The sequence below is a fragment of the Francisella sp. SYW-9 genome (assembly GCF_008711465.1).
GTDB lineage: Bacteria > Pseudomonadota > Gammaproteobacteria > Francisellales > Francisellaceae > Francisella.
Window position 1 is genome coordinate 1 of sequence record NZ_VXKQ01000038.1, and the last position, 8,679, is coordinate 8,679.

The window sequence follows — 8,679 nt, forward strand, 5'->3', positions numbered from 1 at the left end:
AATGTTGCTTGCTCCAGGTACATTGTCTTTGACTATAGAAGAACTATTAGAATTACTACTGCCAGCATTGTTTTTATCTATAGAGCTAATATATTTTTTTATAAAATCTCTTTGTTTTAGCATAACTACTTTCCACTTTGTTGACAACTAGTATTACCGTTTCCATTTATTGAGCAGTCCCAAGAATTTCCACCCGGATTAGGGATATAATATCTCCAAGTGTTATAATTTTTACCCATATTTACAACGAAGTATATAGCAGCAGGTTCATCTTTTGCTTTAAAGGTTAGAGCAGTACTTTGATCTTGTGGATGAACAAGTTTTGATTGGTGGTCATTATCTAAAATTTCTCTACTAAGGGAGTTATACGTTGCCTGCGCCATTTTATCCATAGAGCTTGGTTGTTCATAAACCAAAAGATAGTTATTTCCATTATTAGCATTACTAGATGACTTTATATTCAATCTAAATTCATCTTTAGGTATAGTTGTATAACAACTTGATAGTAATGATATTATTGTAGTAGTAAGTATAATTTTTTTCATTATTAGTTCTCCAAAATATTAATTATTAAAGTGGGTAAATATATTATCTAGATCAATTTTAAATTTAATCACAGTACCGTTTTGATACCATTCATATATATCATTTTTTTTCTTAGCTTGATTAAGTAAGTAAAAAAATGACCAATAATTATAACGTGTTTCAATAGAGTTTATTTGATCATTACTATCGATAAATCCAACTGAACAAGGTTGCTTTTCAAACCAATAATATTTTAAATTGATGGTTTTTTGTTGGGTACTAATACCTACAGCTTTTTGGTCGCCTATATTTAGTAACGTCATCTTAACAAAGCTATTATTTGTTAAAAGACTATTTGGGGAAGGCATTATTTTAACTTTAATATTTATAGGCTTTGGCTTACCAGAACTATCCCATAGAGTATTAGTAAGCTTTTGAGTGTTATTTAGTTTCATTAGCATATCATTTGTATTTTCACCAAAAAAGTTGGGGGCTATACTTTTCCATCTGCCGTTCTTATACTCAAAGATTTCATACATATCTTTATTGACAAGTTTCCAGAAATTTCCTTTAGGGCCAAATACCTTATTTAGTTCATCTGGAGAGATTCTTTTATTAGAGTCCTTAGAGAATGGGTAGTACTTTTTATACTTATTGAGTATAGGAAGTATGTTATCATTCCATTGCTTATACTTGCTTTTTATAAGATAAGGTTTACCAAAATTGATGATGTTTTGTAAAGGAGCAGTAAATATTATAGAGTTATTTGGGCTTATATTATTTTTTTTAAGTAAAGAGTTTACTTTATAAAAGTATGAATCTTTTGACTTATGAAATAAGTTGAGAGTTATTTTGTTCATAGACGCTTGTTCATGACCATTTTCATTAATTTCATTAGCTAAATCTTTAATTATTTGATTATATTTATCCATATCATTAGGGTTAGTAATCATTTTATTTACATTATAAAAATATGAGCTTACTAAATCTAATTGAGGTATTTCTTTTAGGATCTCTTTATTAAATACAGTATTGTCGGATAACATTTTTAACATATTGTTAAATTGAGAATTAGTTGATGAAATTAGAAGCAAAGAAGATGTAATATCATCGGGGGTTATACTATCTTTATATGATGCTATTAGCTTTATGTATGCTTTTTTATAATCTTGGATATAGGATTGTATGGCTGTGTTGTAGTAGTTCTCAATATGCTGAGTATCAATTTTATGAAAAGTTAGGAGTTTAAGTATATGCTTATAAGAAGCTATTTGTTTGAGTACTACCTCATTTAAGCCAATTTTTGTATATATAATAGATATATTTCCATTGTAGCCTCCGTTATCTCCTACATTAATAATCGTTTGTTTTTCTGTGTTATCATCAACTAATTTAGCTTTTGATAGAGCTAAATTATTCATAATATCATTATATGTTGCTTGAAATACTACTTGATACCAAAATGTTTTTAGTTTTGAGTCACTATTTAAACTCTTGTTTATTTTTTTATCTAAATTTGTTAGTAAATCAAGAGCTGATTGAAGACTATATACTTCAGTTTCCTTTTTTGTAGGAATTAATTTTTTTATTCTTTGAATATCTTCTTGTGAATTACTTGAACTGTTAATATGAATATTTAGCTCTTCAAGAAATGTTTTATTATAGTTAGATAGCGAATCTTTAACTTCTGGGAAAACTTTTTTCATGAATGTTTTTATTATTTTTTGTTTAGCCATTGGCAAACTTATTTGATCCATAAAAAAATTTAATGTTTTTAAGTTAATATTATGATTCTTTGCTATATATAATTTAATTAGATTATAAGAGCTAGATTTTACAAAGTAGTTATTATCTGGGAGCTTTCTAATATTGATATTACTAATATTTGGATTAATATCTGGGACAGATCCATTTATGTATGTATTAATAGTTTTCTTAGGAATGTTTGTTGCTAAACTCCATACTTGTAGGTTTGACTTTATCATTTCTTTTAAATTAGTATTTTGAGGGGCAATAAGAATCAGAAATATAAATGTTCTTGTAATATAATCATCCGGCGCGATTTTATTATGATCTTTTAGTAGAGAGGCAATCTGTTGTTGTATTTTTAATACTTCATTTAAGTTGATGCTATGGATAAATAATTTTTTAGGGTAGAGACTGCTAACAAATAGTTTGGAGCCAATATTATCGGTATAGTTTTTACTTAAGCAAATTGTTTTGTTAAGGTCTTCGATTTTATTTGGAATAGTAGTAAGGCGTTCTTTATATTCATTAAGGATATTTTTATAAGTAAATATGTTTACTGTAAATATTATACTTATAAAAGCTAATGCTGTGCCTAGTCCTATCCAAATAGATTTCTTTAATGTTTTTATTTTATAACGATGTATCTTAATTGGACTTTGAAATAAGTTTTGGTTAATATCTGATCTAGTATTATTAATATATAACAAAATATTTTTGATATGTTTACTATGGTCTAAATAATACTGTTCTTTCAATAAGTTTTTAAAATTATCGTAAGTGTCATTAATAAAGTATGTAAAGTTTAAAAACTTTTGAGGGTGTTTGTTAAAAAGGATATTATTGCCTAGCATATTTAAGGTTTCTAGATGGCTATTTATTTCCACTTCTATATTATTGGGATCAATTCTAGGAGATAATAAAGGTATATTGTGAGACTTAACGCAATCTATAAAATCTGAATAATTAGGATGTTGTTGAATATCCGATATAGATAGAATTAGATTTGGAACCTCTTTATAAATTTTTATGAGCTGAATAATTATTGATCTTATACTTTTTATTTCTTCTTGCATGAAGGTTTCATCTTTTAGCTTCTTATATTCAAATGAATATACAAGAGAAGGGATTTTGCCATTGATGGCACTTACTTTATTACAAAATTTTCCTAATTCTTTATAAGTATGATTGTTATGAAGTTTATGTAGCTCTAAAACATAAGAGTCATTTGAGAGATATTGATTATAGTTGTGACCTTCTATTTTAAATAGTTCAGTTCCTATAGTTTTGTTTGTTTCTTGTTCAACAATTCTCTGCTTTGAAGTATTTATATGAATAAAGAAGTTTGCTGTTGTTTTGAAGGACTTCTTTGTTTTATTATCAGCTTTAGATAATAAATGCCTTAGTGATTTACTTAATTGATTTGTTCTATAAATTTTAAATCGAGATAATATTCTTCTACAGTTCTTTATATTAAAAAGTAGCGATATTATAATAATAAATATTAATAATAAGAGAAGAATAAAAGTAGTTACAATATACATATTCATAAAGTTACCTTATATTATTTTTTGCAATTAACACTTATCTTGAAGGACTGATTGTTCATTTCTAAGTTTGATGGAGTTCCATTCTTTGCGGGATTATGACTTATTTTGAAAGAGTTTGTTTTATCAGATGGTTTATATACATTTTTGATAACAGTAGATTGCTCTTTTCTGTTTTCAAAAACTATCCCTTGCTGCTGTTCCTTATCTCCAGCCGAAAACATATCATTAGGAGCTAAGTAATTCTTAATTTTTGTAATATCTGCATATTCTTCTAGTAGGCTAACCTCTACCTCTGTGCCTGATTTTAAATAAAAAAGCATATTTGAGTATGACGGTAGTAATATATTTGCTGGAACAAATTGCTTATTTTTTGGAGTTAATTCTGTCCATAGTTGAGGAGCAACTTTTATCTGGTATCTAGGACGACTTATACTATTTGGATCTAAGTTTGAGATTTTACTGCTACTACTATAGCTTTTATTTACTTCCATACTTTTACTTGAGTCACTATTATAATCAAATAAACAGCTTGCATAATTTGAGTTTTCATCATCTTGTTTTGTTGTGAAAATATTTCCACCTATATTAAGAGGATGTGGCTTTTGAGCACCTTCAAGCTTAGGCCATGATTCTTCATTGTAGAAATAAAAGTGTGAGCTACAGTTAAACATTAAAGGAAGCTCACTATTACTTATAGCAGTATCTTCGAACTCAAAAGTTACTTTATCTTTTACTATTTCACCATCTTGTTTATCTTCAAAAGCAATAGGATGCCTCTTATTATTTTTTGAATATAAGGGTGTTTTTTCAAATTTTAGTTTAGTTCTATGCAAGATCATTTTATTATCTTCTTTACCTAAAATGATTCCCCATTCTTTTGTTGCGAATTTAAAATTATTCTGAAGAGGGTAAAGGGAGAAAGAGCATGGAATAGAATAACTTTGTATTTCTAATCCTATTGATTTTGCAGCGAAAGTGTTTTTAAGCCTATCTTTGTAGTTATCAACCTTTAGTTTAAATAACTTACTAACGTCATGTTGAGTTGTTTTTGTATGTTTAAAGTTATTAATTTTTTTTGGAATACTCTTTAACTCTGTAACTTCAATATTTTGCTTTTCAGAAATCTTTGGATTGATATTTATCAAAGATTTTTCTACTAAATATGGCTTTTCGTGAATATGTTTGATCTCTTGTATTTTTTTCTTATCTTCTTTAAATATTGTTTTAACAGGTTTTGCTTTTGATACTAAATCTTTATAGTTTGATGTGATTGTATATTTTTCATCTTTATAGTTGTATAGTAAAAGTAAGTTGTACTCTTCAAGTATATATAGAAAGTATTTGTATAAGCTATAGTTATCATCTTGACAGTTAACGCAGATGAAAGGTATTTTTTGCTTTAGAGCATCGTCACAACTTTTATCAAAATTTAGTTTGACCAAGCTGCTAAATGGTGTATTTTGTTCTTGAAATATTTTTTCGTAAGATTGACCACTATAAAGGGATATAGGATTTAATTGTTGCCAAAAAAAGCTCATGGAATCACAAAAATCTATTTTGTATAAACCATCGAACTTGATGAGGCTTGTATCTTTGCCTCCAAATTTAGGATCTCTTATTAAGGTTTGTTTGGTTTGTGAATTACCAGCATAACCCGTAAATTTTATTTCTTCATTACTAAGATCGCCATTCTCTTCAATAAAATCTTTTTGATCATCTTCTATAAAAAACTCTTGTTTAATAGTGATTTCGAGCTGAAATGGAAGACCTGATGTAAGTATGCCCATTAGTTTGTCATCATACTCTGTTTGGTATGGGTATACAAAGTCGATAAAACCTGAGAAGCCATGAGCATCTAAAGATAGTTCTAAATCTTGGATAAAATATGAATTTATCTCAATTGCATTATCTTTTTTGAGAGATAAACTCTCATCAAAAGGTGATATTTTTAATCTAATTGATTGGTATGAAATACTTGGGTATGTATTTGGTAAAATTCCATCAATCAGAGATTGTTCCCACCTTTTACTTAAGGTTGCATCATCAGCTAGATCTGGATTTTTGGGAAACATTTTTGCTAAGATTTGATTTTTTTTAAAAAATCTATTGTATTTTTTGGAATATAGTAAATCTATAATTTTGTCTTTGGATATCTGTTTAACTGCATTTAGGCTTATTAAGTCAGCTAGATTATTATCTTCATTCATACAATATATGGAACTTTTAAAATTAGTTGGTAATTAATTATATGTATTTCAAAGAAGGCTTGTATCGTAGAAAATACGTATTTATTAAGCTCTGTGCACAGAACCTAATTTTTATGAATATAAAGTCTAAAGAAATCACTAATTGTGAGAAAACTAGGTTTACACCAAAATATTATATGCTACATAAAACTTCATTGGCTAAAGCCTATCAATATCAACTAATTCTTAGGTTTATCGGTTGTACTGGTTCGCTCAAATGTCGTTTAGCTTCTTTTCTTGCTCTTAGAGCATTAGGGAGCGTATAATCTGTTAGTTCATCTAGTCTTAGATTTGGCCATAATGTCTCTATAATATTATTTCCTTCATCTTTTAGTTGATTTAGGAAAAAGCTTATAAATGAGTGATTGTTTGTGTTTATTGAGCCTGGAATTCTCCTTTCATCATCATCTCTTATACTATTATTAAAAAAACTTGTTATTGCACTACCAACTTCTTGTATGCTAGTTGCCTTAGAAGCTTTGTCGTAAAGAGCAGATGCCCTTCTTATCCCATCCTTACCATGTCTTTTAAAAATGCTTATGGACCTTTGATTCTTAGACCACATAATATATTCTTCAACAGATTTTTTTATAACCTTTTTTAGTTTAATCTTTATCATATGATTAGTTATTTTTAGTAATATTTCATCTATATCATAAGTGGATCCATTAACAATTACATTTTCTGGATTATCATTAACGTTTAGTACATTCTCATTAACAAAAAAGAAGGCTCTAAGGTTTTCTATTTGAGTATTATTTACTAGGTTTCTTAAGCTTTCTGATTGACTAGGAGTTTCACAAAATATAACTCTATAAACATGCTCGTCCAACTTCTTATTGTAAAAGCAGAGATCTATAGAAATATTAGGATAAATCTGACGTGAGCCATTCCGCAAAATATTGTAATACCTGTAGAACTTACTTTGTGGGGAGGTATTCATAATAAGAGAAATTTTAACTGCTTCTTCTGAGAGCCTACTATCTCGAACAAAACTCATACGACTTGGAAAAAGAAATAGATGCTCATGAAGATTTGGGGGGGTAGTAATTCTACAAAGGTTATTAGAATTTTGAGAAGAACTTTCAGGTGTCAAAGTTCTTGTGCTCTTAGGTGAAAGTGATGGGCCATATCGCATATTATAAGTACCTTCTTAAATATAAAATTTAGAAAGAATATTAACTAAAGCTAATTTAGGTTAAAATAGTGGAAAGTACGGATTTTTATGAATATAAAGTTTAAAGAAATCACTAGTTGTGAGAAAACTAGGCTTACACCAAAATATTATGTAACTACAGTAGCTACTAAATTTTATTGGCTAAAACTTATTATCTAAATCGTAGGGCTTATGAGAGTCTTCTTAGGCTTAAAAGTCGTTTAGCTGTTTCTCTTTCGTTTGTCATACTAGAACTTGTATAATCATGTTGACTATTTAGTGTTAGTGTTGGCAATAATTCCTTTTTAATAAAAGTATGTTCATATTTTAGTTGATTTAGGAAAAAGCTTATAAATGAGTGATTGCGTGTTCTTATATTGCCTGGAATTTTCTTTCCATGCTCATCTGTTATAGTATTATTAAAAAAACTTGTTATAGCATTAACAACTTCTTGTAGACTCTTTGCTCTATAAGCCATCCTTTCAAGAGCTAATGCCCTATCTTTTCCATCCACACCATGTCTGTTAATAAAGCCTATTGACTTTCGATTATCAAACCAGTTAATATATTCTCGAACAGATTTTGTTATAACGTCTTGTAACTTGACCTTTATTAAATGCCTAGTTATTTTTTCTAATAATCTATCTATTGAGTCAATGGGTCCATCATTAATTACATTTTCTGGATATTCATCAACTAGTGGTAGATTCTTAACAATAAATAGAATATGAGTGTTTTGTCGTAATACTGCTTCTGTAATTGTTTTACAAAATACGATTTTATAATCATTCTGGATATCCTTACTCTTTTTGTAAAAAGCCAACTCTAGAGGAATACTTGGATAACTCTCATTTAATGCATAGCTATTATGCAGAGTATTTAAACAATCATATGGAATCCCTTGTTGATCCTCTATATGAACAGAAATATTAATTAAATTTATATGATTGCTTTTAATATTTCTAAAAAAACTCATATAAGGTTTAGAGGAAGGGTCAGGAAATGAAAATAAAGGTTTTAGGCGGGAAATGATTACATCATAATTATTACGAGGATTGTACGTATAATCTGGAGATATAATCAATTTGTGTATTAAGTTTCTCTCCTTAGAAGAGATCCTTCTTTCACAAGTTTTACATGGACATTCCTGCGAAGTGAATTGAACAAAGATTACATAATCTCATTTAAACTCACCTCTTTAATATAATTTTTTAGATGAGTGTAGTTAAAGCTAAGTTAATTTAAAATAGTAGAAAGTACTAGTTTTTATGAAGATAAAAAAGCCTGTTGAGTAAATACTCTTATCTTAGGTTCCATGAACAAAATTTTTGCATAAAGATGTTAAGTGTATTTAAATAGTTTTGCGAAACAAATAACACACTTAACATATATGGAATATTATATATCAGAATCAAATTGGTCAACAATTTTAAGTTTTCTTACAAATCAAAAAGGC

At 28.0% G+C, this 8,679-nt stretch carries 5 protein-coding genes; all 5 read right to left on the reverse strand.

Translation table 11 applies throughout. From position 1 onward, the window contains the following. Positions 1-125: 125 nt before the first annotated feature. The 5 genes from iglE to F3D62_RS11935 all read right to left on the reverse strand — a co-directional run bounded on the left by iglE (position 126) and on the right by F3D62_RS11935 (position 8,307). Positions 126-545, reverse strand: coding sequence for a type VI secretion system lipoprotein IglE (iglE, locus tag F3D62_RS11915; RefSeq protein WP_150468468.1), 420 nt, complete (start codon positions 543-545; stop codon positions 126-128). A gap of 18 nt (positions 546-563) precedes the next feature. Further along, complete coding sequence (locus F3D62_RS11920) at positions 564-3,821, reverse strand: cation-binding protein (protein WP_150468469.1); 3,258 nt, start codon at positions 3,819-3,821, stop codon at positions 564-566. A 14-nt stretch (positions 3,822-3,835) separates the two neighbouring features. After that, complete coding sequence (locus F3D62_RS11925) at positions 3,836-6,028, reverse strand: hypothetical protein (RefSeq protein WP_150468470.1); 2,193 nt, start codon at positions 6,026-6,028, stop codon at positions 3,836-3,838. 214 nt (positions 6,029-6,242) lie between these two features. Next, entirely contained in the window at positions 6,243-7,205 is a 963-nt protein-coding gene (locus tag F3D62_RS11930; protein ID WP_150468471.1) for a hypothetical protein, read from the reverse strand. Between the two features lie 208 nt (positions 7,206-7,413). Beyond that, complete coding sequence (locus F3D62_RS11935) at positions 7,414-8,307, reverse strand: hypothetical protein (protein ID WP_191092613.1); 894 nt, start codon at positions 8,305-8,307, stop codon at positions 7,414-7,416. Positions 8,308-8,679 lie beyond the last annotated feature (372 nt).